Origin of the sequence: Janthinobacterium rivuli (assembly GCF_009208735.1) — a bacterium.
Taxonomy (GTDB): domain Bacteria; phylum Pseudomonadota; class Gammaproteobacteria; order Burkholderiales; family Burkholderiaceae_D; genus Janthinobacterium.
Window position 1 is genome coordinate 233,706 of record NZ_WFLJ01000001.1, and the last position, 25,895, is coordinate 259,600.

At 63.0% G+C, this 25,895-nt stretch carries 20 protein-coding genes; 1 reads left to right on the plus strand and 19 read right to left on the minus strand.

Going from position 1 to position 25,895, the window contains the following annotated elements; genetic code table 11:
* Nucleotides 1–61 precede the first annotated feature (61 nt).
* Nucleotides 62–748, plus strand: coding sequence for a Bax inhibitor-1/YccA family protein (locus GCN78_RS01145; RefSeq protein WP_034752039.1), 687 nt, complete (start codon nucleotides 62–64; stop codon nucleotides 746–748).
* Nucleotides 749–809: 61 nt separating this feature from the next.
* Here the strand turns inward: GCN78_RS01145 and GCN78_RS01150 are convergent, their stop codons facing one another.
* The 19 genes from GCN78_RS01150 to GCN78_RS01240 all read right to left on the minus strand — a co-directional run bounded on the left by GCN78_RS01150 (nucleotide 810) and on the right by GCN78_RS01240 (nucleotide 25,642).
* Nucleotides 810–1,655 carry a LysR family transcriptional regulator gene (locus tag GCN78_RS01150; protein ID WP_152250022.1) on the minus strand — a complete coding sequence of 282 codons (846 nt, stop codon included), beginning with the start codon at nucleotides 1,653–1,655 and terminating at the stop codon, nucleotides 810–812.
* 12 nt (nucleotides 1,656–1,667) lie between these two features.
* A complete protein-coding gene (gene cfa / locus GCN78_RS01155) occupies nucleotides 1,668–2,837 on the minus strand; it encodes a cyclopropane fatty acyl phospholipid synthase (protein ID WP_226939403.1) in 1,170 nt (389 codons plus the stop codon).
* Between the two features lie 259 nt (nucleotides 2,838–3,096).
* The gene (locus GCN78_RS01160) at nucleotides 3,097–4,137 is read right to left on the minus strand and encodes a cupin-like domain-containing protein (protein ID WP_152250024.1); all 1,041 of its coding nucleotides are present in this window, start codon (nucleotides 4,135–4,137) and stop codon (nucleotides 3,097–3,099) included.
* A gap of 77 nt (nucleotides 4,138–4,214) precedes the next feature.
* Nucleotides 4,215–6,125, minus strand: a complete 1,911-nt coding sequence (locus tag GCN78_RS01165; RefSeq protein ID WP_264372659.1) for a glycosyl hydrolase family 18 protein — start codon at nucleotides 6,123–6,125, stop codon at nucleotides 4,215–4,217.
* 483 nt (nucleotides 6,126–6,608) lie between these two features.
* A complete protein-coding gene (rlmD, locus tag GCN78_RS01170) occupies nucleotides 6,609–7,949 on the minus strand; it encodes a 23S rRNA (uracil(1939)-C(5))-methyltransferase RlmD (RefSeq protein ID WP_152250026.1) in 1,341 nt (446 codons plus the stop codon).
* Nucleotides 7,950–8,081: 132 nt separating this feature from the next.
* Nucleotides 8,082–9,113 carry an RNA polymerase sigma factor RpoS gene (gene rpoS, locus GCN78_RS01175; protein WP_152250028.1) on the minus strand — a complete coding sequence of 344 codons (1,032 nt, stop codon included), beginning with the start codon at nucleotides 9,111–9,113 and terminating at the stop codon, nucleotides 8,082–8,084.
* An 8-nt stretch (nucleotides 9,114–9,121) separates the two neighbouring features.
* Nucleotides 9,122–10,033 (minus strand): peptidoglycan DD-metalloendopeptidase family protein, encoded by a 912-nt coding sequence (locus GCN78_RS01180; protein ID WP_152250271.1) that lies wholly within the window; start codon nucleotides 10,031–10,033, stop codon nucleotides 9,122–9,124.
* A gap of 42 nt (nucleotides 10,034–10,075) precedes the next feature.
* Nucleotides 10,076–10,966, minus strand: a complete 891-nt coding sequence (locus tag GCN78_RS01185) for a protein-L-isoaspartate(D-aspartate) O-methyltransferase (RefSeq protein ID WP_152250031.1) — start codon at nucleotides 10,964–10,966, stop codon at nucleotides 10,076–10,078.
* 9 nt (nucleotides 10,967–10,975) lie between these two features.
* On the minus strand, nucleotides 10,976–11,713 hold the full coding sequence (surE, locus tag GCN78_RS01190) for a 5'/3'-nucleotidase SurE (RefSeq protein WP_131688190.1): 738 nt from the start codon (nucleotides 11,711–11,713) through the stop codon (nucleotides 10,976–10,978).
* A gap of 94 nt (nucleotides 11,714–11,807) precedes the next feature.
* Nucleotides 11,808–14,273, minus strand: coding sequence for a tetratricopeptide repeat protein (locus tag GCN78_RS01195; RefSeq protein ID WP_152250033.1), 2,466 nt, complete (start codon nucleotides 14,271–14,273; stop codon nucleotides 11,808–11,810).
* A 19-nt stretch (nucleotides 14,274–14,292) separates the two neighbouring features.
* On the minus strand, nucleotides 14,293–14,898 hold the full coding sequence (locus GCN78_RS01200) for a toll/interleukin-1 receptor domain-containing protein (RefSeq protein WP_102121582.1): 606 nt from the start codon (nucleotides 14,896–14,898) through the stop codon (nucleotides 14,293–14,295).
* A 283-nt stretch (nucleotides 14,899–15,181) separates the two neighbouring features.
* Entirely contained in the window at nucleotides 15,182–17,236 is a 2,055-nt protein-coding gene (locus GCN78_RS01205) for an ATP-dependent DNA helicase (protein ID WP_413465170.1), read from the minus strand.
* Between the two features lie 43 nt (nucleotides 17,237–17,279).
* Nucleotides 17,280–17,480: a YdcH family protein gene (locus GCN78_RS01210; protein WP_034752051.1), complete on the minus strand. Its 201-nt coding sequence runs from the start codon at nucleotides 17,478–17,480 to the stop codon at nucleotides 17,280–17,282.
* Between the two features lie 137 nt (nucleotides 17,481–17,617).
* A complete protein-coding gene (locus tag GCN78_RS01215) occupies nucleotides 17,618–18,343 on the minus strand; it encodes a hypothetical protein (RefSeq protein ID WP_152250035.1) in 726 nt (241 codons plus the stop codon).
* A gap of 19 nt (nucleotides 18,344–18,362) precedes the next feature.
* Nucleotides 18,363–19,460 (minus strand): cell division protein ZapE, encoded by a 1,098-nt coding sequence (gene zapE / locus GCN78_RS01220; RefSeq protein WP_152250037.1) that lies wholly within the window; start codon nucleotides 19,458–19,460, stop codon nucleotides 18,363–18,365.
* A 70-nt stretch (nucleotides 19,461–19,530) separates the two neighbouring features.
* A complete protein-coding gene (gene lpdA / locus GCN78_RS01225; protein ID WP_099400301.1) occupies nucleotides 19,531–20,961 on the minus strand; it encodes a dihydrolipoyl dehydrogenase in 1,431 nt (476 codons plus the stop codon).
* The gene (locus GCN78_RS01230) at nucleotides 20,951–21,322 is read right to left on the minus strand and encodes a PspC domain-containing protein (protein ID WP_152250039.1); all 372 of its coding nucleotides are present in this window, start codon (nucleotides 21,320–21,322) and stop codon (nucleotides 20,951–20,953) included. The genes lpdA and GCN78_RS01230 overlap by 11 nt, the downstream gene beginning before the upstream one ends.
* Before the next feature lie 93 nt (nucleotides 21,323–21,415).
* Entirely contained in the window at nucleotides 21,416–22,672 is a 1,257-nt protein-coding gene (odhB, locus tag GCN78_RS01235) for a 2-oxoglutarate dehydrogenase complex dihydrolipoyllysine-residue succinyltransferase (RefSeq protein WP_152250041.1), read from the minus strand.
* Between the two features lie 117 nt (nucleotides 22,673–22,789).
* Nucleotides 22,790–25,642, minus strand: coding sequence for a 2-oxoglutarate dehydrogenase E1 component (locus GCN78_RS01240; protein WP_152250043.1), 2,853 nt, complete (start codon nucleotides 25,640–25,642; stop codon nucleotides 22,790–22,792).
* Between the last annotated feature and the right edge of the window lie 253 nt (nucleotides 25,643–25,895).

Genomic DNA, 25,895 nt, shown 5'->3' on the forward strand with positions numbered 1-25,895 from the left:
TTCCGGCCCTCATGCTATCCTTGGGCAAAGCAGTAATTTGAATTGACAACACGGAGGCACTATGAATCAGAACATGCAACGCACCTTTGACCTGTCGGGGGGCATGCAGCAAGTCCGCCATCAGGTCTTGCGCAACACTTACTGGCTGCTGGCACTGTCCATGATCCCGACCGTGCTGGGCGCCTTCATCGGCGTGCAAATGCATTTGCCGATGCTGACCGGCGGCATGGGCTTCATCATCTTCATGGCCGTCGCATTCGGCTTCATGTACGCGATTGAAAAAACCAAGAACTCGGGCCTCGGCGTCGCCGTCCTGCTGGGCTTTACCTTCTTCATGGGCCTGATGCTCACGCCTATCCTGACGCGCACGCTCGGCTACTCGAACGGCGGCATGCTGATCATGACGGCGTTCGGCGGCACGGCCACCATCCTGGCCGTCATGGCGACGATTGCCACGGTGTCGAAGCGCGACTTCTCGGCGATGGGCAAATGGCTGTTCGCCGGCGTGATCGTGCTGATCCTGGCATCGGTGGCGAACATCTTCCTGGGCCTGTCGGCACTGTCGATCGTGATCTCCATGGTCGCCATCGCCATCTTCTCGGCCTACATCCTGTATGACGTGCAGCAAATCATCAACGGCGGCGAGACCAACTACATCTCGGCCACCCTGCGCATCTACCTGGACGTGTACAACATCTTCACCAGCCTGTTGTCGTTGTTAGGATTTGCAGGCGGCAGCCGCGACTAAGCACTGCGTTTGAAACAGCAAAAAGCCGACCCTCGGGTCGGCTTTTTTACGTCCGTCGCACCTATTTGCCCTTCTCCGCCACCTCGAGCAGGCAGGCGCGGGCGCGGTCCAGGGTCGGGTTGTCGCGCTGGGCCGCGTAGACGGCGTAGGCGGAATGCGAGAATTCGGGCGCGTCGCGCACGCGGTGCAGCAAGCCCGCATCGAGATACGATTGCGCGCTGCCGATGCGAAAGTAACTGGCGCCGCCCACGTCCAGCAGGTAGACGAGGGCCAGCGGCCCCAGCGAGATCGAGATGGGCGGGCTGCTCAGCTCCGGGTACGCCGCCTGGTGGTTGGCCGCGAAGCTGGGGCCCCAGTCCACATACACATACGTATCGACATCCATCTGCCCATCGGCACGCGTGGTCACCATCACAAGCTTTTCCTCGGCCAGCAATTCGCTGGCCAGTCCCGGGCGCTGCGGCGGGTTGTACAGCACGGCCAGGTCGAGCGAGCCGTCGTGCACGGCGTCGAGCAGGCGCGCGGGACTGTCGACCTCGGCCCGCAAGGCGATCTTGGGGCAGTCGCGGCTCATGCGTATCAGCCAGTCGCCGAGCAGCGGCTGCCACAGGCTCAGTTCGCAGCCGATGCTGACGGCATCGTCGCGCCCCGGCGGCAGGGCCACCTGATGGCGCGCCCTTTCCCACACTTGCACCATGGTGGCCGCGTGGCGCATGAAGCGCTCGCCGGCCGGCGTCAGGCGCGCGCCCGCCTTGTTGCGCACGAACAGCTGGCGCCCCAGTTGCTGCTCCAGAGTGCGGATGCGGGCGCTGACGGCCGTCTGCGTCACGTGCATGCGTTCGGCCGCCATGATGAAGCTGCCGCAGGAAGCCACTTCCAAAAAGGTACGCGCTTGATTGATATCCATCAATCCATCATATCAGCTCACACGCTCATAGCCGCCCAATACGCCCTGCTTTGACAAGACCCATTGCCACAGCTGCAAGTCGCGCGCGCGGAAGGCGCCCGCGCAGGACAGCAGGTAATACGACCACATGCGGTGGAAGCGCTCGCCCAGCTGGGCGGAAAAGCGTGGCCAGGCCTCCTCGAAATTCGCGTGCCAGGCCATCAGTGTCTTGTCGTAGTCGGCGCCGAAGTTGTGCAAGTCCTCGGCGACAAACAGATCGTCCATGGCGTCGCCGATCTGCCCGAGCGACGGCAGGTCGCCATTCGGGAAGATGTATTTGTCGATCCACGGATCGCACGTGGAGTGGCGCTTGTTTTTGCCGATCGTGTGCAGCAGGAACAGGCCGTCGTCTTCCAGGCAGCGGTGCGCCACCTCCATGAAGGTGCGGTGGTTCTTGTGGCCCACGTGTTCGAACATGCCGATGCTGACGATGCGGTCGAATTTTTCATCGGTGTCGCGGTAATCCTGCAGGCGGAAGTCCAGGTGCTCGCCACCCGGCATGGCGCGCGCATAGGCGGTCTGCTCTTGCGAGATCGTCACGCCCACGCACTTGACCTGGTATTTTTCCGCCGCATAGCGCATGAAACTGCCCCACCCGCAGCCGATGTCGAGCACGCGCATGCCCGGCTCCAGGCGCAGCTTGCGGCAGATCAGATCGAGCTTGGCTTCCTGCGCCTCGGCCAGGTTGCTGGCATCCTTCCAGTAGCCGCACGTATAGGTCATGCGCGGATCGAGCATGGCCGCATAGAAGGCATTGCCCAGGTCGTAGTGCTCCTTGCCCACCATCCAGGCGCGGCGCTCCGTCTGCAGGTTGAACAGGCGCGCATACAACGTGTGGAAGGCCAGGCGCATGGGCCGCACGTCGTCGGCCACCCTGGCGCGCAGCAGGTGACAAAAGAATTCGTCGAGCTGCTGCGCATCCCAGTCGCCATCCATGTACGCTTCGCCCAGGCCCAGGTTGCCGCTGGCGAAGGCGCGTTCCGGTACGCCCGGTTTGCGCAGCTGCATGTCCCAGGCGGCGCGGCCATTCAGATGGATGTCGGCCCTGGCCAGCAGCTCGGCCGCTTCGCGGGTCAGCCGCGTGTCGAGCTTGAGTACGGGAACTTGCTGTAATTGCGTTTGTGTCATTTGCTGCGTGTTCATGCCCTGCCGCCTCCAGATGGTTGTCGGTGCTGGCGCGCGCCGGCAAGCCCCATCAGCGGCCCGGCGCCGCGCCAGCCATAAAATTATCCGCCCGCCATGACCATCTGGATAATGAAACATCATGGCCATTCATATCAAAATAATTGCTTCAAAATGATTTTAATCAATTATTTTGTGGAAATATTTTATACAAGAAGCGCCCCGTAACATGAAAAAAGCCGCCTGTTCGGCGGCCGTTCGGGTCCTGTTCGCATCACGATCAAAAGTCGTGATTCGGCGGATACTTGCTGTAGAAATCGTTATCCCATTTAAAATTGGTAAACGCCACCGTCATCGATATGTCGAGCGCTTCGACGAAATGCCAGCAGCCGACGGGCAGGAACAGGATCTCGCCCGGCGCCAGCACGCATTCGCGCACCTGCACGTCGGCCATCAGCGGATAGCGCCGCAAGTCGATGTCGCGCCCGTCGACGGGCGTAAAACAGTGGCGCTGGTTATACACGCGCGCAACCTCGCAGGCGGCCATGATGCGCAGCCGCTTGCGCCCCTTGACCTGCGCCATGAAGTTATTCGTCAAGTCGTGGTGAAACGGCGTCACCGTGCCGGCCGGGCCAAACCATAAAAAGCCCGTGGGACCGCCACTCTGTTCCAGGTATTCGGGCAGCTGGCCGATATCGTCCCACAGCTCGCGCAAGGCTTGGCGGTTCTGTGAATTGTTGTTCGCCGTCATATAAAAATCGTTGGTCGCGCCGCTGCACTCGACCAGGCTGGCGTACTCGCCAAAGGCCATCTTGCGCTTGTGCGCCACGCTGTTCATTTCATACTGGGCATCCGCTTCGCGGCCGAACTGCACTTCCACCTCGCGCTGCGCGTAATGCTCGCGGAAATACGCCGGACTCCATTTGCTCACGGCGGGCCAGTCGTCCATCATGCCCGTGATGATGACGGGCTGGTTGGTGGAATAGTACTCGTCCAGGAATGCCTGCGCGGAGAGCCGCTCGCGGCGGGGAATCTCGGGCGGGCGCAGGTGGTTCAGCTTGCGCTGGATATCGATCACCCAGTCGCGCTTGGCCAGGCGGTTCGACAGACGCACGGCGCCTGCCAAGTAGGGACTCTGCAGCGCCAGCTCGATTTCGCGGCGCGCCAAAGCCTCGGCGATGCCGGCCTTTTGCAGCACCGGCATCAGCGCCGACGGATGGCTGCCCAACATGAGGTTTTCCGCGATCCAGCTGCGCCACTCGCGGCTCAGTTCCTGCTCCGTCTGCTGCTGCTTGATTCCGAATGTCGATACCGCCGCCATCGTCCGCCTCCTGTGTTTTTCATGAATACACGGCCGGACAGCATGGCTATCCGGCCGCGTCTTACGCTACATCAACATTACCGCACCTTCCACACCTCGGTCGCCAGCACGCCATTCGCGTCGCCATCGAGTTCCCACGAGAACGCGCCGCGCAAGCCCTGGTCCTTCACGTATTTCACCTTGGTGCCGATGACGGTCGGATCGTCATAGCTCCACCACTGGCCGCCCGCGCCCGTGTACAGGTACAGCTGCTTGGTGACGGGATGGTAATAGCGCGTGCCGGCCTTGGCGACGAGGATTTTATAGTCCTCGATGCCCGACTCGTAGGTGCCTGGCGCCGTGCCCGTGGCCGCCTGGTACAGGCCATCGCCGTTCGGCCCTGGCGCCACGCCCGTCCAGCCGCGGCCATAGAACGGTATGCCCAGCAGCAGCTTGTCGCGCGGCACGCCGGCGGCAATCATGTACTGCACCGCCTTGTCGCCCACGTATTCGCGCGCCATGCCGGTCGACGGATCGGCGGGGTCGGCAAACAGCTGGGCGTTGAAGTTGGTGCTGTTTTCCCAGCCGCCGTGGAAGTCGTAGGTCATCAGGTTGATCCAGTCCATGTACTGCGAGTACAGGGCCGGTTCCGTGTTGTCGATCTTGTCCTTGCCGGCGCCGACGGCCGCCGTCAGCAGGTAGCGCTTGCCGTTGGCCGCGCCCAGCGCATCGAGCTGGCTGCGGAATTCCGCCATCAGCAAGGTAAAGTTGCGCTTGTCGTTCGGGCTGACCGTGTTGTACGGCTGGCCGCCGCCGACCGGGTATTCCCAGTCGATGTCGATACCGTCAAAGATGTTGGCCGCCGCGCCCACGCCGCCGCGCCCGCCCTGCACCGGCAGGTTGCCCTTGATGTAGATATCGATGCAGGAACGCACCATCTGCTTGCGCAGCGCATCGGTGGCGGAACCGACGGAGAAGTTCTTCGACCAGCTCCAGCCGCCCAGCGAGATGAACAATTTCAGGTTCGGGTGCGCCGCCTTCAGCTTTCTCAACTGCAGGAAGTTGCCCGACAAGGGAGCGTCCCACGGGATGGCCTGGCCATCGACGGTGCGCTTCGGCGTGCGGATGTAATCGGCCTCGGCATCGCCGCCCGTGCCCGCGTCCGGCGAATTCGGATTCGTCGCGCCCGGCTCCGTCTTGGTGATCATCGCGCATTCATAGCCGCCGTTCTTCGGATAGATATTGCCGAAGGCGTAGTTGATGAAGGTCAACTTGTCGGCCACGCCGCTCGTGTGCACGTTCGCCACTTCATAGTCGCGGCCATACACGCCCCACTGCGCGAAGTACGACCCCACTTCGCGGCCCGTCGGGGTTGGCGTCGGGGTTGGTGTCGGGGTTGGTGTCGGGGTTGGTGTCGGCGTTGGCGTTGGCGTTGGCGTTGGCGTCGGCGTGGTGCTGCAGATTTCCAGGCTGGTCCATGGCTTGCCCGTGCCGGCGGCGCCGCTGCTGGTCGACGGGTTGTCGCCCTGCGTCCAGTAATTGGCGCGGTAATTCGTGCCGCCGTAGCTGACGGTGGCGCCCGCGCTGTAAGCCGTGCCGGCCACCCATGCCAGCGCGCAGGTGCCGCCGGTGGGCGTCGGTGTCGGAGTGGGCGTCGGATTTGGCGTAGGCGCCGGTGTCGGCGTGGGCGTGGGCGTCGGGGTCGGGGTCGGGGTCGGCGTAGGCGTTGGCGTGGTGCCGCCGTCGCACGTGCCGCCGGCGCTCCACAGACTCGGCGTGGCGACGGGATTCCAACCCGAGCCCACATGATCGGTCTGCGTCACCAGGGCCGTGTAGTTGGCGCCCAGGTAGGTAACCACCGTGCCGGCGTTATACGTGCCGCCCTCTTGCCACGGCACGCAGGCGACCACCGCGCTGGCCGCCAGCAATTGCGCACCGGCCGGCGCGCCGGCGTCGCCGCCGCCACCGCATGCCGCCAGCACGCCACCGCTGGCCAGGCATACCATCATGTTTCTGATCGTTTTTTTGAGTATTAAATTTTCCACGTTGTCTCCTGTTCAGGTTTGCGGAAATACCACTCTGCTTCAATGAAAAAGCTACCTGTGATTTTGTTTTTTGCAGTTGCAAGAACAGCATGCTGCTGAAAAAATAGGCGGTCAAGTGGTTTTAAAGTGGCATCAAAGTGGGCAATACCACTTCGTGCAGAAAGCGCAGCGACAGAGGCGCCTGGCGCGTTGTCCTACTGGACAAGCAAAAAAACGGCAGAGGGAGGAGGAAAAAAGACGCTGGATCGGGAAAATACAGACCAGTTTTATGACACGCTGTAAGTGGTATGGGGGCAGCGCAGAGAGAAAAGGTGAAATCCGTGCAAACGGCCTGAATAGCCTCGGCGCGCCTGAAAAACGTTCAGAGCAAGGCGCCTTGCCGAAGACAGTACGAATAGTACGGCTAGGCAAGGCAACGCAGCTATGGACGTTTTATCAGGTTTGCCCTCAGATCAGATCAAACACCGCCATCGATTCGACATGCGAAGTATGGGGGAACATGTTCACCACGCCAGCCTTGCTCAGCACATAGCCCGCTTCCAATGCCAGGATGCCGGCGTCGCGCGCCAGGGTCGACGGGCTGCACGACACATACACGATGCGTTTGGGCAGCAGGTCCGGACGCACTTGCGACAGGCCGACCAGCGCCTGGCACAGGGCCATGGCGCCATCGCGTGGCGGGTCGACGAGGATGCGGTCGAACTTGCCCAGCGCGATCAGGTCTTCCGTCGTCACTTCAAACAGGTTGCGCGTCGAGAACGAGGTTTTTTCCGCCAGACCGTTGGCCAGCGCGTTTTCCAGCGCCCGTTCCGTCAGGGTGGTGCTGCCTTCGATGCCCACGACTTCGCTGCCTTGCGTGGCCAGCGGCAAGGTAAAATTGCCCAGGCCGCAGAACAGGTCGGCCACGCGGTCCGTCGGCTGCACTTCCAGCAGGCGCAGGGCTTTCGACACCAGCACGCGGTTGATGTGGTGGTTCACCTGCGTGAAATCGACGGGCTTGAACGGCATCTTGACGCCGAACTCGGGCAGCAGGTAGTGCAATTGCTTGTCGAGCGGATAGAACGGCACGGCCGTTTCCGGACCCTTCACCTGCAGCCACCATTGCACGCCGTATTCGTCGGCAAAGGCCTTCAATTTCGTTTCATCATCCGCCGTCAACGGCGCCATGATGCGCAAGACCATGGCGGTGACGTCTTCGCCCACGGCCAGTTCGATCTGCGGCATCTGGTCGAAGATCGACAGCGATGCGATCAATCCGCGCAGCGGCAGCAGCATGGCGGAAATGTGCGGCGGCAAGATTTCGCAGCTATCCATGTCAGCGACAAACGCCGATTTCTTTTCATGGAAACCCACCAGCACGGCGTCTTTCTTCTTGACGTGGCGCACCGACAGGCGCGCGCGGTAGCGGTAGCCCCAGGTCGGGCCATACATGGGGCGCATGATGCTTTGCGGACGCACCTTGCCGATATGCCACAGATTGTCTTCCAGCACGCGTTGCTTGATCGCCACCTGGGCCGACGGCTCCAGGTGCTGCATCGAGCAGCCGCCGCAGTTGTCGAAATGCTTGCACTTGGGCGTCACGCGCATCGACGATTCGCGGTGCAGCGCCGTCATGCGGGCCATTTCCCAGTTCTTCTTTTTCTTGAACGTCACAAAGCTGACGCGCTCGCCCGGCAACGCGCCTTCGACAAACACGACCTTGCCCGGCGAGCCGTCTTCGTTCTCAATATGGCCAACGCCACGGGCGTCCATGTCGAGCGATTTGATTTCGATGATATTTTCTTGCATAGCGATCAATAGGTAAGAGTGGGCCAGGACGCAGGGCCGCGCTGGAACTTGAAAGAATGGGGGAAAGGTCAGGCGCCGCGAGCGGGGCGTATGATAGCAGATGCGGCCCCGGAAATACCGGGAGCGGGCGTCCTACAATAACGAGTCGCGCACGACGCCGCGTGCGGCCATGGCCCGTTTGAGCTTGATCAAGGCCTCCTGTTGGATCTGGCGCACGCGTTCGCGCGTCACGCCCATTTCCTCGGCCAGGGTTTCCAGGGTGGCCGGGTCGTCGTTGTCGAGGCCAAAACGGCGCATGATCACCACGCGCTGCTTGTCGGGCAGCTTGGTCAGCCAGTCGCGCACCAGCACCGTCATTTCATGGTGTTCGGCGCGCGCGTCGGGACCGTCTTCGCTGGCGCCAGGCAGCATGTCCATCAAGGACGACTGCGGGTCGTTGTCGAGCGGCGCGTCGAGCGAGGTGGCGTGCTCGGACAGGGCCAGGATATCCTGCACCTCTTCCACGGGACGGCCCACCAGGTGAGCGATGTCTTCCGCGGTGGCATCCTTGCCATCGTGGTGCTGGGCTTCCAGGTGGTATTTGCCGCGCAGGATCTGATTCAGTTCGCGCACCATATGCACGGGCAGGCGCACCGTGCGCGCCTGGTTCATGATGGCGCGCTCGATGCTCTGGCGTATCCACCAGGTGGCGTAGGTGGAGAAGCGGAAACCGCGTTCGGGCTCGAACTTGTCGATGGCCCGCATCAGGCCGATGTTGCCCTCCTCGATCATGTCGAGCAAGACCACGCCGCGGTTGATGTAGTGCTTGGCGATCGACACGACCAGGCGCAGGTTGTGCTCGATCATGGTTTGCCGGGCTTCGAAATTGCCCTGCTTGGCGAGGGTGGCGTAATGCACCTCTTGCGCCGCCGTCAGCAAGGGCCGCGTGCCGATCTGGTTCAGATAGTGCTGCGTGGTATCGGTCGACAGCTCGGCCGCCAGCACCTTTTTCAATTCATCGACACTTTCGACCAGCACGCTGACGCTGGCCACCTCGCCGCCCTCGCCCGCGTCGACGGCGTCAATGCCGTCGAGTTCGCCGGCATCGTCCGTCACGACTTCGTCTGCCCCGTCTTCCGGCAGTTCCGGCTCATCGTCCAGCTGATCGTGCGGCGCGTGTGTCATTGCTTTACCTAACGGTTAGGCAGGAATTTCGAAGGGTCGACAGGCTTGCCCTGCTGGCGGATTTCAAAGTGCAGCTTCACGCGGTCGGCATCGGAATCGCCCATTTCGGCGATGGCCTGGCCTTTGTTGACGTTCTGCCCTTCCTTCACCAGGATGCTGCGGTTATGCGCATACGCCGACAATAAACTATTACTGTGCTTCACGATAACAAGATTACCATAACCGCGGATTCCGCTCCCGGCATACATGACTTTCCCCGCGCCGGCGGCCACCACCTGCTGGCCCGCCTTGCCGGCGATATCGACGCCCTTGTTCTTGCCTTCGTCAAAAGTGCCGATGACCTTGCCTTCGGAAGGCCACATCCAGCTGATCTTCTCGTCGCCAGGCGCCGATGCCGCAGGCGCTGCCGCTGCCGGTGCGGCGACGACGGCGGCTGCCGGCGCGGGCGCTGGCTTGGCGTCGCCGCCGCCGCCATCGGCGCGCAACTCGGCCAGGGTGGCGTCGGAATACGCGCGCTTCTCGCCGCGCGGGCCCGTTTTCTTCGGCACGACAGGCGCGGCCGGCTTGATTTCCGTCACCGGCGGCATGACGATGGCCGACGTCTGCGCGCCGCCCGTGTCGCCAGTCGGCGGCAGCACGCGCAGCACCTGGTCGACCTTGATGTCGTTCGGGTTGCTCAAGTCATTCCAGGCCACCAGGTCGCGGTAATTCTGGCCGTGCTCGAGGGCGATGCGCAACAGCGTGTCGCCGCGCTTGACCGTGTAATAGGCCGGGTCGCGGTCGCGCGGGTCGCTGGCGGCGGCGCTGCTGCTCGAGGGGTGGCGCTCGACGACGGGCGCCTGGACGCCCGTGGTGCCGCAACCGCTCAACAACGCGGCCAAGGTGATGCTACATAGAAGTATGTTACTTTTCTTAATCATTCGCATGTATGTGTATGTCCTGCTTGCTAGCTGATCCGGGGATCATATGGTGCCCGGGCGCAAAGGTACGAAATGGCAATCTTCCAGGGTCTGGCTAGTCCATTCCATTTTCCCCACCCGGGTAATGAGTTGTAAGTGTTGCAATTTAGCCCCCACTGGCGCAACCAGACGCCCGCCGGGCGCCAGCTGTTCCAGCAGGGCTTGCGGGACTTCCAGGCCGGCTGCGGCAAGGATGATCCCGTCGAAGGGCGCCGCCTGCGGCAGGCCAAGCATACCATCTCCGTACTGCAAGCGCAGATTTGACACGCGCAGCGGGCGCAGATTGGCCTTCGCCAGCTCGTGCAGGGGCCGGATGCGCTCGATCGAATACACCTCTTTCGCCACCAGCGACAACACGGTTGCCTGGTAACCGCAGCCCGTGCCGATCTCCAGCACGCGCTGCAGGCTGCCGCCATTGCGCATCACTTCGATCATGCGCGCCACGATATACGGCTGGGAAATGGTCTGGTGGTGGCCGATCGGCAGCGAGGCGTCGATATACGCCTGCGAGGCCAGCGCCTCGTCCATGAACATGTGGCGCGGCACGGCTTGCATGGCGTCGAGCACCACCTGGTCCTTGACGCCCTGTTTCGCGATGCGCGCCACCATGGCCCGGCGCACGGCTTCCGAGACGAGCGGATTTTGCCGTAGCGGCGACAGCACCGGCGGCTGCGCCCGCTCATTGGCGATGGCTTGCGCGCGCGACGGCGCGATGGCCGCGTGCGCGCCATACGGCTGTGCGATGCCGCGCGCCGCGCTTTGCGCCGCATTCTGCGTGGCCGTCTGCGGCGTGGCGATGCGCGACTGGGCCAGCGACTGTCCCCCGCCCTGTCTGGCGGGCTTGCCGGCCAGCGAATCGAGGGTAAGGGGGAAGGTACGCGGCTTGTCAGTCATAGTGAGCGCTCATGCCAGGCCTTTTGCCAGTGCATCGAGTTGGGTGGTATGGGTCAGGTCGATCTGCAGCGGCGTGATCGAGACTTGTCCATGTTCAACGGCATGGAAGTCCGTGCCCGGACCGCCTTCCTTGGCGGCGCCGGCCGGGCCGATCCAGAAGATTTCACGGCCACGGGGGTCGAGGGCGCGGATCACGGGCTCGGCCGAATGGCGCTTGCCCAGGCGCGTGGCCACCATGCCTTGCAATTGCTCATAAGGAATGGCGGGGATGTTCACATTCAGCAGATAAGGTTTCTGCAGCGCGTCAAACTGGCGCTCGACGATTTCCCTGGCCACGCGGGCGGCCGCATCCAGGTTGGCCCAGCCGAACTGCGACTGGGAAAAGGCGATGGCGGGAATGCCGAACAGATAGCCTTCCGTGGCGGCCGCCACAGTGCCCGAGTACAGGGTGTCGTCGCCCATGTTGGGGCCGTTGTTGATGCCGGACACCACCAGGTCGGGGCGCTCGATCAGCATGCCCGTCAGCGCCACGTGCACACAGTCGGTGGGCGTGCCGTTGACAAAATAAAAGCCGTTGGCAGCCTTGTGCACGGACAAGGGCCGGTCCAGGGACAGCGAATTGGAGGCGCCAGAACGGTTGCTGTCGGGTGCCACCACGACGATCTCGGCAATGGGTGCGAGCGCGTCGGCCAGGGCCGCCAGGCCGGGCGCCAGGTAGCCGTCGTCGTTACTGATAAGAATTCTCATAACGAGATTTTAACCGAAGCAATGCCAACACTGCGCGTGGCGCACGCCGATAGTCAGCATTATTTATGCCGCTGCGCGGGCATGGCGCGCCGCGTCAGCGCTGCTCGATGCGCGCCTCCGACAAGGCCCCCTCCAGCGCCTGCACTTCATCCTCTTGCAAGGCCAGCAAGGCGTTCAAGTCGCCTTGCAATTTGTACATTCTTTTCAACTGCGCCATGCCGCGCCTGCGCAGCTTGCCCGGTACGCCCGGGCGCAGCAGGCAGGACTTCAAATGGTCGGCCAGTTCGCCCGCCTGCGGATACTGTTCGCGCTCTATCATGCCTTGCAACATCGAGATCATGCTGGCCAGGGTATCTGGCTCGGCCCCTTCCTGTCCGCTGGCGCGGCCGGCCAGGATGGTTTCCTGCAAATGCCGCGCGCCGTCCAGCACGCTGTCCGCATGCCCCGTGACGGGCGCGTTCAAGAGCCGGTCGCTGCCACTGAGGACGGCGTCTTCCAGCCGGCGCGCCGCCTCGCTGTCGCCCTGCTGCTGCAAGGTGCCGGCCAATTGCGTCTTGCTGTGCAAGGTATCGAGGTGGTCTTCGCCCAGCAGGCGCGCATGCACTTCCAGCACCTGCTCCTGCACGCTGCGCGCCGCATCGAGTTCGCCGCGCCGCAGCAGCGCCTCAGCCAGCTTGCGCTGGCTCATCAGGGTTTCCGGATGGTCGAGCCCGTGCGTGCGCTCGCGCGCCGCCACCTGGTCTTCATGCAACTGGCGCGCGCCGGCCCAGTCGCCCTGTCCGGCCACGATGTCGGCCAGCAAATCACGCGTGGCCAGGGTGGCCGCATGGTCGCTGCCCAGGCGCCGCTCCTGCGCCTGCAGCACGGCGACGAGCAGACGCCGCGCACCTTCCAGGTCGCCTTCGCGCCCCAGCGCCTGCGCCAGGGCCAGCTTGCTGCGCAAGGTATCGCCATGCTCGGCGCCAAACAGGCGCTCGCGCGCCGCCACCACCGTGGCCAGCACTTGCTGCGCCTGCGCCAGCCGGCCCATGCGCAGCAAGGTGGCGGCGCGGCCATCCATCGCTTCCAGGGTCAGCGGATGCTCGCCGCCCAGCTGGCGCGCGTAGATCGCCAGCACCGCATCCTGCAACAGCAGCGCCGCCGCCAGTTCGCCTTGCAGCAACAGGGTTTTCGCCAGGCAGGCCCGCGCGGCCAGGGTGTCGGGATGTTCGCTGCCCAGCACGCGCTCGCGCACGTCGAGCACGTCTTCTTCCAGGAAGCGGGCTTCCTCGAGCTTGCCCAGCTGGCGCAACAGGCGCGCCATGCCGCTCTTGCATGCCAGGCTGTCGGGATGCTCCTCGCCCAGCAGGCGCACGCGGATCTCGACGCTCTGGCGGAAGGCCTCGAGCGCCTGCGCGCTGCGCCCATCCTTGCGGTACAGCTCGCCCAAACGGGCGAGGTCGCGCGCCAGCGGCAATGCCACGGCGCGGCCGGGTTCGGCCAGCAAGGCCTGGCGCGCTTCGCCGATGGCGCCCAGCAAGGCGATCTCACGGCTCGATTGCCATGGAAAGTAACCGCCCGTCAGCCAGTGCAAGAAGGCTTCGAAGGTGCGCGTGAGGGAAAAGCGGTCGCCGCCCTGGTCGATGCGCACGGCCAGTTGTTCGCCATAGGCAAAGGTTTTCGTCTGCTGCAGCTGGACTTCGTCGAAATAGCTGTCGAGAGAGATCTGCTGCAAGCCGTAGGAAGTGCGCAGCAGGCGCTCGAACATGGGCTGGAAGCCGGCGATGCCCTTGTGCGCATCGCCGCGGCGCCACTCGGCGCGCTGCGCCCAATCGCCCATTTCTATGCGCGAAGGCAAGGGATACACGAGCAGCGGACGCTGTTCGTCTTCATGGCTGCGACGGTACTCGACGGCCCGCGTGACGAGCGCATCGACGCCTTCCAGGCTTTGCCGGTTCGGCGTGAAGACCACCACCAGCTTTTTCGGCAGCAAGGTGGTGCAGATGCCGGCGCTGTCCGTGCGGCCCGTGCGCGAATCGACCAGCACATAGCGGAAATGCTGGGCCAGGGTATCGGCGAAGCAGCGGAACAGGGCCGGGCAGCTGTCGAACAGCTGATCCCAGCGCATCTGCGCCAGGCGCTCGCTGTAGCTGGCGTCGAAGCGCCCGGCGCGCATCAGGTACAGCGGACTGCCCTGGTCGACGCGCACCACGTACTGCTGCCAGTCGATGGCGTCGAGCACGCGCTGGGCCAGCGCCGCATCCTCGCGGCCCGCGCCCTGCCCGCCGGCGCGCCCGCCCGCCGTTTCCAGGCTGATGCGCTCGAGCTGCTGGCGGCACGCCTCGAAGAACTCGAGCACGCCCGGTCGCTCCTCGTGCTGTTCGAAATAATGGTGCAGGCCCGGCGCTTCCATGTCCCAGTCCAGCATCAGCACGGGCACGCTGGCGTTTTCGCGGCGCGCCAGCAGCACGGCGATGTTGGACAGGGCCATGGTGCGGCCGGTACCGCCCTTGTAGGAATAGAAGGTGACGACTTCGCCAGGGGCGCTCAAAGGCGGCAGGGAGAGGCGTTGGCATTCCATGACAGGACCTTTTACGTGATTAACGTGGAAAGTGGGGAGGCGGAATGGCGCGCCATTCCGGTGGAATAGCGGGCAACACGAAACGGCTGCAATCGTGGCCGGGCGGTGTTGACCGCTTGAGCAAGTGGTAATGCGTGGCGATGCGCTGCACGATGCGTTCGATGTCGGGCAGGTATTGCGGATTCGATTTCAGGTCGCCGCTGGCCAGGGTGTAACCGGAGAAATCGACATACAGGCCCGACTCCGTGATTTGCGGCGGCAAGCCGTCCGGATGGCGCGTCATGATGATGGGAATGATCAGGTGGCTGGGCAGTTCATACCAGGCGCGCCGCTCCTGCTCGATCAGCTGCATGGCGGCAAATTCGCGCCGCGTATAGCCGTGCGCCTCATATTTGGGCGTGTACAGCACGATCATGCAGACGCTCTGGCACATGGCGCGCGCCACGCGCAGGTCGATATCGTCGCCGCCACCCAGTTGCTCGCTGTCGATGAACAAGACTTCCTCGCGGTCCAGGTGCGGTTCCAGATAGCAAGCCAGCGCCTCGATGAGGTCATTCTTGAACTTGTTCATGAACGCATATTGGCCGTGCGCGTAGCTCAAGAAACAGCCGTAGCGGATCTCCATGGCATCCCCCTGTTCCCCGTGCGGCCCTGCCATCGCCGCGCCTTGATCCTGCAAGGCATGAGCTCACTGTAGACCGCTCGGCAACAAGCCTGTTTGCGCTGGCGCAAAGATGTGTCTGGCGTCCTGGACATGGGGAAAAAAGCCAGAAACTGGCGTGATCGCGCCGCTTTCTGGCATGCCGGGCGCGCCAGCCCACGCCGCGCGAAAAACGCCATGCGTTTGATAACAAAGGGAAATAAGCCGGCGCGCGAACGGCGCCGGCAGGCAGGACGCAAGCGAGGACTTAAGCGTCCCTGGCGGGCAGGTTGCGGAAGAACTCCACCACTTCGGCGGTGTCGCGCGTGCGCTTGAACGGCGGCAAGCTTTGCCAGATGCGCTTGCCGTACGGCTTGGAAATGAGGCGCGGATCGCAGATCATCAGCACGCCGCGGTCGCCCTCGTCGCGGATCAGCCGGCCCGCGCCCTGCTTCAGGTTGATGATGGCTTCCGGCAGCGAGTGGTGCATGAAACCATTCTTGCCCTGCTTTTCCATCACCTCGATGCGCGCGGCCAGCACGGGGTCGTCCGGCGGCGCGAACGGCAGCTTGTCGATGATCACCAGCGACAGCGCATCGCCGCGCACGTCGACGCCTTCCCAGAAACTCTGGCTACCGATCAGCACGCCGTTGCCGGCCGCGCGGAACTGGTCCAGCAATTCCGTGCGCCCCTTTTCTCCCTGCACGAACAGGGGGAAGTTCAGGCCCCGCTGCTTGAATTCGTCGGCCAGGCGTTCGGCCGCGCGCTTCACGGCGCGCAAGGTGGTGCACAGGAAGAAGGTGCGCCCGCCCGCCGCCTCGATGATGGGCAGGGCGCAGTCGATGACGGCGTCCGTGTAGCCCAGCGAGTTCGGCTGCGGCAGATTTTGCGGCACGAACAGCAAGCCTTGCTGGCCATAGTCGAACGGGCTCGGCCACGTATGCGACGGTTCGCCCGTCAAGCCCATCTGTTCGGAAAAATGCTTGAAATCGTTCTTCACGGCCAGGGTGGCGGACGTGAAAATCCAGCTGCGCGGCGTGCCTTCGCGCTGGTTGTTGAAGATCGGCGCGATCGACAATGGTGTTTTATGCAATTGCAGGGAACTGGAAAACGCTTCCACCCAAAACACGGCTTCTTCGCCGGCCGCCACTTTCGCCTTCGGATCGAACTTCCAGCCGCTCAGCTGCTGCGCCAGCTCGACGCCGCGCACGCGGCACTGCTCCAGCGTCTCCGCCCGTTCCGCCTGGGTTTCCAGCACGGCCATCATGCCATCGAGCTCATCCTTGAGGGTGTCGAGCGCGGGGAAAAAGTCGCTCGAGGGGGCGATCTGCGGCAGGGACAGACGCACGATATCCTGCGGGAAGGTCAGGCGCAGGTCGCGCGCCGCCTTTTCCACCACCGTGACGGTCTTGGCCCAGTCGATGCCGCGCGCATGCGCGAGGCCCTCGGCCAGCACGTCGCGGCACAGTTCCAGGATTTGCGAGGTCGACACCGTATTGCCAAAGAATAAAGTGGCCGTATCGGGCAGCTGGTGCGCCTCATCGAAGATGATGGTGTTGGCCGAAGGCAGCAATTCCGCCACGCCCGTATCCTTCAGGGCCACGTCGGCAAAGAACAGGTGATGGTTGACCACCACCACGTCGGCCTGCTGGGCTTCCTTGCGGGCCTTCATCACGAAGCAATCCTGGTAATACTGGCACTCGGCGCCCATGCAGGTATCGCGCGTGGACGTCACCAGATTCCAGATCATGGCGTTCTCCGGCACCTTGGTCAGCTCGGCCTTGTCGCCGGAACTGGTCATCTTGATGAAGCGCGAGATTTCGCGCAAATGGCCCACGTCGTCGCGCGACGTCATGCGGCCGTTTTGCAGGGTGCGTTCCAGGTGATAGTGGCAGACGTAGTTCGAGCGGCCCTTGAGCAAGGCGACGGAGACGGGCGCCTGCAGCGCGGCGCGCACGGTGGGGATATCGCGCAGGAACAATTGATCCTGCAAGTTCTTCGTGCCGGTCGACACGATGGTCTTGCCGCCCCACATCAGGGCCGGCACCAGGTAGGCGAAGGTTTTACCGGTGCCCGTGCCCGCCTCGGCGATCAGGGTCGTCTGGCTGTCGATGGCGCTGGCGATGGCTTTCGCCATGTCCGTTTGCGAGCGGCGCGGCTTGTAGCTGCCCACGGCCGGACCGAGCGGGCCGCCGGCGCCAAACAGGCGCTCGATGTCGGCATCGTGCTTGCCAGGCGCCGCCTGGGGTTCGGCGGGCGGACTGGCTTGCAGATCGGCAGGCTGGCCTTCTGGGCTTGCGGGCAATAAATTGTGATCGGTCAAAATATACTTAGGTGAAGGCTGGACTGGACGCTACTGGCGCCCCTCAGGCGGGAACGTCGGGCACCAACTGCATTTTCAGCAAGGTGATGTGATCCTTCAATTGCAATTTGCGTTTTTTCAGGCGGCGCAGTTGCAGCTCATCATGGTGGCCATCGAGTATCAGCAACTCGATGACGGCATCGAGGTCGCGGTGTTCCACGTTGAGTTCAATCAGGCGCCGCTCTATTTGCTGTGCATCGCTCATGTGTTGCGTTCCAGGCAGTGTTGGTAACAGTATTGTCAAACCGGCGCGCGCAGCGTACGCAGGCAGCCAGTGTGCGTAGTTTAACCTGCCGCGCGCCTGAGGGCACGCCATTTCCGGCATGCCCCTGCGCGGCGCAGTTACTTGGCAGGCGGCACGGGCACAGGTACAGCAACGGCCGGCGTGCTGGCAGCGGCGGCGGCCGCCTTGGCCGCCTTCGCCTGCGCTTCGGCCTGGCGCTCGGCCAGGCGTTGCGCCACGCGTTTCTGGCGCGCCACGGCGTCAGCCTGTTTTTTCGCATAGGCTGCTTCGCGGGCGGCGCGGCGCGGGGCCTCGGCAGCGTCGGCGGCGGCCTGTTTCGCCACCTTCGCCGCTTGCTCGGCTTCGCGTTCGGCCACGCTCTTGCCTTGCGGTTTGGGCGGCGCCGGCTCGGGCGTGACCACTTTCACGGGCTTGGGCAAGGCCGCGGCACGCTGCTCGGCGTCCACGCGCGCACTTTCCTGCGTCCGGGCCAGGTCGATATCGCGCAGGCGCACGGATTCGGCGCGCTTGAAGTAGTTCGCTTCCGCTTCGACGGCGCGCAGGCGCACGAGGATCAGGCGGCGTTTTTCCTTGGCCTTGTCGAGGCAGCTATTCACGAAGAACTTGTCGTAGCACTCCAGTTCGCGCGCGGCGAACTCGTCTTCCGCCGCCGCGCGCTCGCTGGCGACCTGCTTCAGCTTGGCGTCCGCTTCCTCCACCGACAAGGTGGCGGGCACCTGCGGCACTCCGACCTCATCCAATGCGGCGGCACCCTGGTGCGCGCAGCCGGACAACGCCAGGACCAGGCCCAGCGCCGCACCCAGCTTGTATAGTGTATTTGCCATCATGTTCCTTATCCCTGCCTCAAACGATCGCGTCGGCCGCGCCGCGCTGTTCTTTTTCCATGTATTCGCGCGATTGCATCTCGATGATACGCGAAACGGTGCGGTGAAACTCGTTGGCCAGCATGCCGTTCGTGTACAGCTGCTCGGGCGGCACTTCGGCCGACATGATCAGCTTGACCTTCTGGTCATAAAACACGTCGATCAGCCACGTGAAGCGGCGCGCCTCGGACGACTGCGCCGCCGACATGGCCGGTATGCCGGACAATATCACCGTATGGAAGCGGCTGGCGATTTCCAGGTAATCATTTTGCGAGCGGGGACCGCCGCACAGGGTGGCGAAATCGAACCAGATGATGCCGCCGGCGCGGCGCAGGCAATGGATTTCGCGGCTCTCGATGCGGATGCGCGCATCTTCGTCTCCCGTCTCGGCGATGCGCGTATAGGCGTCGCGCAGGGCCTTGTCGGTGGCGGCGCCCAGCGGCGTGTAGTAGCTTTCCACTTGTTCCAGCGCGCGGCCGCGATAATCGACGCCCGCATCGACGTTCATCACGTCGAGCTTTTCCTTCAGCAGCGCGATGGTCGGCAGCATGCGGTCGCGGTGCAGGCCGTCCGGATACAGCAGGTCCGGATCGTAATTCGAGGTCATGATGAAGGACACGCCATTGGCGAACAGGGCCGACAGCAGGTTGTACAGGATCATCGCGTCGGCGATGTCGGAGACGTGGAATTCATCAAAACAGATGAGGCGGTATTTCTTGGCGATGCGCTTGGCCACCTCGTCGAGCGGGTCGGCCACGCCTTTCAATTCGTCGAGCTGCTGGTGCACGCCGCGCATGAATTCGTGGAAGTGCAGGCGCGTCTTGCGCACCAGGGGCACGACCGAGTAAAAGCTGTCCATCAGGAACGATTTACCGCGCCCCACCCCACCCCACATGTACACGCCTTTCGGCACGGCAGGACGGTTCAGCAGGCGCTTGAAGGTGCTCGAGCGCTGGCCCTTGTAGGCCACCCACTCGTCATAGCACAGCTGCAGGCGGTCGACCGCGCGCCGCTGGGCGGCATCGGCCTTGAAATCACGCTTCTGCAACGCGTGCTGGTAAAACTCTTCTACGTTCATGGGATTCGCTTTAACGCACAAGGGCGCCGGCGGAAAAAATCCGCGAGCGCCCCTGTAGGACTAACTACAATTAAAAGTTCAACGTGCGCTTGTCAACCGCCAGTGCCGCTTCCTTGGTCGCTTCCGACAGGGAAGGGTGAGCGTGGCAGATGCGCGCGATGTCTTCGGCCGAGGCCTTGAATTCCATCGCCACGACGGCTTCGGAAATCAGTTCGGAGGCCATCGGGCCGACGATGTGCACGCCGAGGATTTCATCGGTCGTCGCATCGGCCAGGAATTTCACCATGCCCGAGGTGTCGCCCAGCGCGCGCGCACGGCCGTTGGCCATGAACGGGAAGGTACCGGCCTTGTAGGCGATGCCTTCGGCCTTCAGGGTTTGCTCGGTCTTGCCGACCCACGCGATTTCCGGCGAGGTGTAGATCACCCACGGAATCGTGTTGAAGTTGGTGTGACCATGCTGGCCGGCGATACGCTCGGCCACGGCAACGCCCTCTTCTTCCGCCTTGTGCGCCAGCATCGGGCCGCGCACGACGTCGCCCACCGCCCACACGTTCGGCAGATTGGTCTTGCAGTCGCCGTCGACGGCGATGAAGCCGCGTTCGTCCAGCTGCAGGCCGACCTTGTCGGCACCCAGGCCATTCGTGTTCGGCGTACGGCCGATCGAGATGATCAGTTTGTCGAACACGGCTTTTTGCGCTTCGCCCTTGGCGTCCACGAATTCCACGGTGACGTCTTTCTTGCCTGGCGTGATCGCACCGATCTTACAACCGAGGTTGATCTTCAAGCCTTGCTTGGTGAACAGCTTCGACGCTTCCTTGGCGATCTGCTCGTCGACGGCGCCCAGGAAGACCGGCAGGCCTTCCAGCACGGTGACGTCGGAACCCAGGCGGCGCCAGACGCTGCCCATTTCCAGGCCGATCACGCCGGCACCGATGACGCCCAGCTTGGCTGGCACGGCGTCGATGGCCAGTGCGCCCGTGTTCGACAGGATCAGTTTCTCGTCGAATGGTGCGCCCGGCAGTTCGCGCGCGTTCGAGCCCGTGGCGATCACCACGTGCTTGGCGCTCAGGGTTTCGTTGGCTTCGCCCGTCACGCTGATCTCATACGTGCCAGCGGCGGCGGCAGCGAAAGCGGCGCGGCCGTGGAAGAAGGCGATCTTGTTCTTCTTGAACAGGTACAGGATGCCGTCGTTGTTTTGCTTGACGACGGTGTCCTTGCGCTTGAGCATCTGGCCCAGGTTCAGCTTCAGGCCGGCGACATCGATGCCGTGCTCGGCGAAGCTGTGGCCCGCGTGCTCGAAATGCTCGGACGATTGCAGCAGCGCTTTCGACGGGATGCAGCCGACGTTGGTGCAGGTGCCGCCAGGTGCGGCGCCGCCCTTGGCGTTCGACCACTCGTCGACGCAGGCGACGGAAAAGCCCAGCTGCGCTGCGCGGATGGCGGCGATGTAGCCGCCAGGGCCCGCACCGATGACAACTACGTCAAATTGTTTAGTACTCATGTTTTGTTATTCCAATCTCTTCGTCTGGTACGAAAATCCACAATAGAAGGTAAATCACCACGCCGAAGCCGAAGGTCAATGTAAACAGGACGAAGACGAGGCGCCAGATCCACGCTTCCATGCCGGAAGCGCGTCCCAGGCCGCCGCAGACGCCGCCGAGCCAGCGGTCGGTGCGCGAGCGGCGCAGGCGGTTGAATTCCTGCACCAGGTCGTTCGACGGACCGGCGCCGGACGTGCTGTCCGGCTTGTCCAGGTTGATATTGCTCAGGAGCTTGGCTTTCGCTTGCGCGAATTCCGCGTCGCTCAGGGCGCCCGCCAGGTGCAACTCGTGCAGACGCTTGATTTCTTCAGAGACGTTCATGGGAATCCTCTTTCATTGAGATCAGCCAGCTGCGTCTTCTGGCAAGGGTATCAACTACATTGCCCCGGCGGCAACGCCGGGGGACTACGGTGCTTACAGGTCCAGCAGCAGGCGTGCAGGATCTTCCAGCGCTTCTTTCATCGCCACCAGGCCCAGGACGGCTTCGCGGCCGTCGATGATGCGGTGGTCGTAGGACATGGCCAGGTAGTTCATCGGACGCACCACGATCTGGCCGTTTTCGACCACGGCGCGGTCCTTGGTCGCATGCACGCCCAGGATGGCCGATTGCGGCGGGTTGATGATCGGGGTCGACAGCATGGAGCCGAAGGTGCCGCCGTTCGAGATCGAGAACGTGCCGCCCGTCAGGTCGTCCAGGGTCAGCTTGCCTTCCTTGGCTTTCGCGCCGAATTCACCGATTTTTTTCTCGATGTCGGCGATCGACAGCTGGTCCGCGTTGCGGATGATAGGCACGACCAGGCCGCGTGGCGAACCGACAGCGATGCCGATGTCGAAGTAGCCGTGGTAGACGATGTCGTTGCCGTCAACGGAGGCATTGATGATCGGGTACTTTTTCAGGGCGGCGACGGCGGCCTTGACGAAGAAGGACATGAAGCCCAGCTTGACGCCGTGCTCTTTCTCGAACTTGTCCTTGTACTTGTTGCGCAGGTCAATGACCGGCTGCATGTTCACTTCATTGAACGTGGTCAGGATGGCGTTCGTCGATTGCGATTGCAGCAGGCGCTCGGCGATACGTGCGCGCAGGCGGCTCATCGGCACGCGCTCTTCCGGACGGTCGCCCAGGCTGGCGATGCTCGGCGTAGCCACTTGTTGCAGGGCTGGCTTGGCGGCGGCTGGCGCCAGTGGCGCGACAGCTGGCTTGGCGGAAGCGGCCAGGGCGTCGCCCTTGGTCACGCGGCCATCTTTGCCGGAACCGGCGACGTCGCCAGCGGACAGGCCTTTTTCGGACAGGATCTTGGCGGCGGCAGGCATGGCGACATCGCCTTTGGTCGCGGCGGCTGGCGCCGAAGCGGTAGCAGCGTCTTGTGCGGCGGCAGCCAGGGCTGGCGCAGGCACGGCCGATACTTCCATCGGGCTGACTTTGGCCGAGCCGTCGGTGTCGATGATGGCGATGACTTCGCCGGCGACGACGGTGGCGCCGTTATCCTTGATGATCTGCACGATCACGCCAGCGGCGGGCGCCGGCAGTTCCAGCACGACTTTATCGGTTTCGATATCGATCATGTTTTCGTCGCGCGCAACTGACTCGCCGACTTTCTTGTGCCATGCCAGCAGGGTCGCTTCTGCGACCGATTCCGACAACTGGGGAACTTTGACTTCGATTTGTGCCATGTAAAACTCCGTTTATTTTGTTATTGCGGCGCCGCCCCTGCGTAGCAAGGGCGGCGCTCCGTCATGATGTATGCGAGCTGACGCCATGCATACACATGGCGCCCCTCATCGAGCCACTTACTTGGTCAGGATAAAACCCTTCAGCTTCGAGAATGCCGTTTCCAGCAGATCTTTTTGCTGGGCGTAGTGCTTGTCATAGTAACCGACAGCAGGCGACGCCGAAGCAGGACGGCCGGCGTAGGCCAGACGTTGACCCGATTCCAGGCCTTCGAAGATGTTGTGCTGGATCTGGAACCAGGCGCCCTGGTTTTGCGGCTCGTCCTGCGCCCAGACGACTTCGACCAGGTTCGGGAACTTCTTCAGTTCAGCGGCGAACGACTTGTGCGGGAACGGATACAGCTGTTCCAGGCGCACGATGGCCGTGTCGGTCTGGCCGCGGGTCTTGCGTGCATTGACCAGGTCGTAGTAGACCTTGCCCGAGCAGGCGATGACGCGCTTGACCTTCTTGACGTCGATTTTGTCGTCGACTTCGCCGATGACGGTCTGGAAACCGCCCTTGGCCAGGTCGGTCAGCGGCGAACCGGCATCCTTGTTGCGCAACAGCGACTTCGGCGTCAGGATGACCAGCGGCTTGCGGAACTGGCGCACCATCTGACGGCGCAGCAAATGGAAGATCTGCGAAGCCGTCGTCGGCTGCACCACTTGCATGTTGTTGTCTGCGCACAGCTGCAGGAAACGCTCTGGGCGCGCGGACGAGTGCTCAGGACCCTGGCCTTCGTAACCGTGCGGCAGCATCATGACCAGGCCCGAAGCGCGGCCCCACTTCACTTCGCCGGAGCTGATGAATTGGTCGATCACCACTTGCGCGCCGTTGGCGAAGTCGCCGAACTGGGCTTCCCAGATCGTCAGCGTGTTCGGTTCAGCGGTCGAGTAGCCGTATTCGAAGGCCAGCACGGCTTCTTCGGACAGCACCGAGTCGATGACGGTGAACGGCGCCTGGTTGTCCGACACGTTTTGCAGCGGAATGTAGGTACCTGCATCCCAACGCTCGCGGTTTTGGTCATGCAGGACGGCGTGGCGGTGCACGAAGGTGCCGCGGCCGGCGTCCTGGCCCGTCAGGCGGATGGCGTAGCCGGACGATACCAGCGACGCGTAGGCCAGGTGTTCGCCCATGCCCCAGTCCAGGTTCATTTCGCCACGGCCCATGGTGCCACGGTCGCCCAGTACTTTTTCAACCAGCGAGTGGACCTTGAAGTCCGCCGGCACGGTGGTGATGCGGGTGGCCAGGCGTTTCAGTTCCGTCATCGGCACGGCGGTGTCGGCCGAGTCGGTCCATTTCTTGTTCAGGAACGGCAGCCAGTCGACGGCGTACTTGTTCTTGAAGTTCGAGATGACAGGATCGACGGTATGCTTGCCGGCGTCCATGGCGTCGCGGAAAGCGGCCACCATCTTGTCGCCGCCATCGGCAGGGATCACGCCTTGCGCCACCAGTTTGTCCGCGTACAGCTTGCGGGTGCCCGGATGCTGGCCGATCTTCTTGTACATCAGTGGCTGCGTCAGGGCCGGCGTATCTTGCTCGTTGTGGCCAAGCTTGCGGTAGCAGATGATGTCGAGGACGATGTCCTTCTTGAATTCCATGCGGTAGTCGAGCGCGATCTGCGTCGCCAGCACCACGGCTTCCGGATCATCGGCATTGATGTGCAGGACCGGTGCTTCGATCATCTTGACGACGTCCGAGCAGTACAGGGTCGAGCGCGCGTCGCGCGGATCCGAGGTGGTGAAACCGATCTGGTTGTTGATCACGATATGCACCGTGCCGCCGGTATGGTAGCCACGGGTTTGCGCCAGATTCAGCGTTTCCATGACCACGCCCTGGCCGGCGAAAGCGGCATCGCCGTGCACCAGGATAGGCAGCACTTGCGCGCCTTGCGCGTCGCCGCGGCGGTCCATGCGGGCCTTGACGGAACCTTCGACCACAGGGTTGACGATTTCCAGGTGCGACGGGTTGAACGCCAACGACAGGTGGACCGGGCCGCCTGCGGTGGAGATGTCCGACGAGAAGCCCTGATGGTATTTCACGTCGCCGGCAGGCAGGTCGTCGCCATGCTTGCCTTCGAATTCTTCGAACAGTTCCTGCGGCGCCTTGCCCAGGGTGTTCACCAGCACGTTCAGGCGGCCGCGGTGGGCCATGCCGATGACGATTTCCTGCACGCCTTTTTCGCCGGCGCGCTGGATGGTTTCATCCATCGAGGCGATGAAGGTTTCGCCGCCTTCCAGGGAGAAGCGCTTCTGGCCCACGTAACGGGTGTGCAGATAGCGTTCCAGGCCTTCAGCCGCGGTCAGGCGGTCGAGGATGTGGATTTTTTTCTCTGGGGTGAAATTCGGGGTGGAGCGGATCGATTCCAGTTTCTCTTGCAGCCAGCGCTTTTCGGCCGGATCGGAGATGTACATGAATTCGGCGCCGATCGAACGCGTGTAGGTATCGCGCAGATAGTTGAGCAGATCGCGCAGGGTGGCGGTCTCGGGGCCAAAATAGGTATTGCTGATGTTGAACACGGTGTCCATGTCCGCATCGGTGAAACCGTAGAAGCTCGGCTCGAGCTCAGGGATCATCGGACGTTCCTGGCGTTGCAGCGGATCCAGGTTGGCCCAGTGCGAACCGAGGTAGCGGTAAGCGGCGATCAGTTGCGTGGCGGCGACGCGCTTGCGGCCCATTTCGGCATCGAAGGAAGCGGTCACGGTGCGGATCGGACCGGCTTTTGCGCGCTCGGCGAACGAGGCGACGACGGAGGCATGCGCCACGTCAGGCTTGTTGGTGCCGTCGACGGCAGGCACGTGCTGCATTGCGTCGAAGTAGGAACGCCAGTTATCGGGTACCGAGCCTGGATTGTTCAGATACGCCTCGTACAGGTCTTCCACGTACGGAGCATTCCCACCGAACAGGTAGGAGTTGGTCGTTAATTGCTGCATATATTGCTCACCTTTCTTCGCGCTTCGCGAGGAATTAGCGGGTTAATCTAACCTTCCGCGACACGGCCTGACCGGTTAGCGGATTGCACATCAAGTTGTGGGGAAGGGCTTTTTTATTGCACCAGCATTCTGCATACCGTCATTTAGAATAGCACGCGGTATTGTAACGCAACAACCACTAGTTGAATTTTATTTGGCAAGCAAATGTAAGCTGTGTTGTTGATTTTCCCGGGCTTGCAGCCCATTAGTGTTG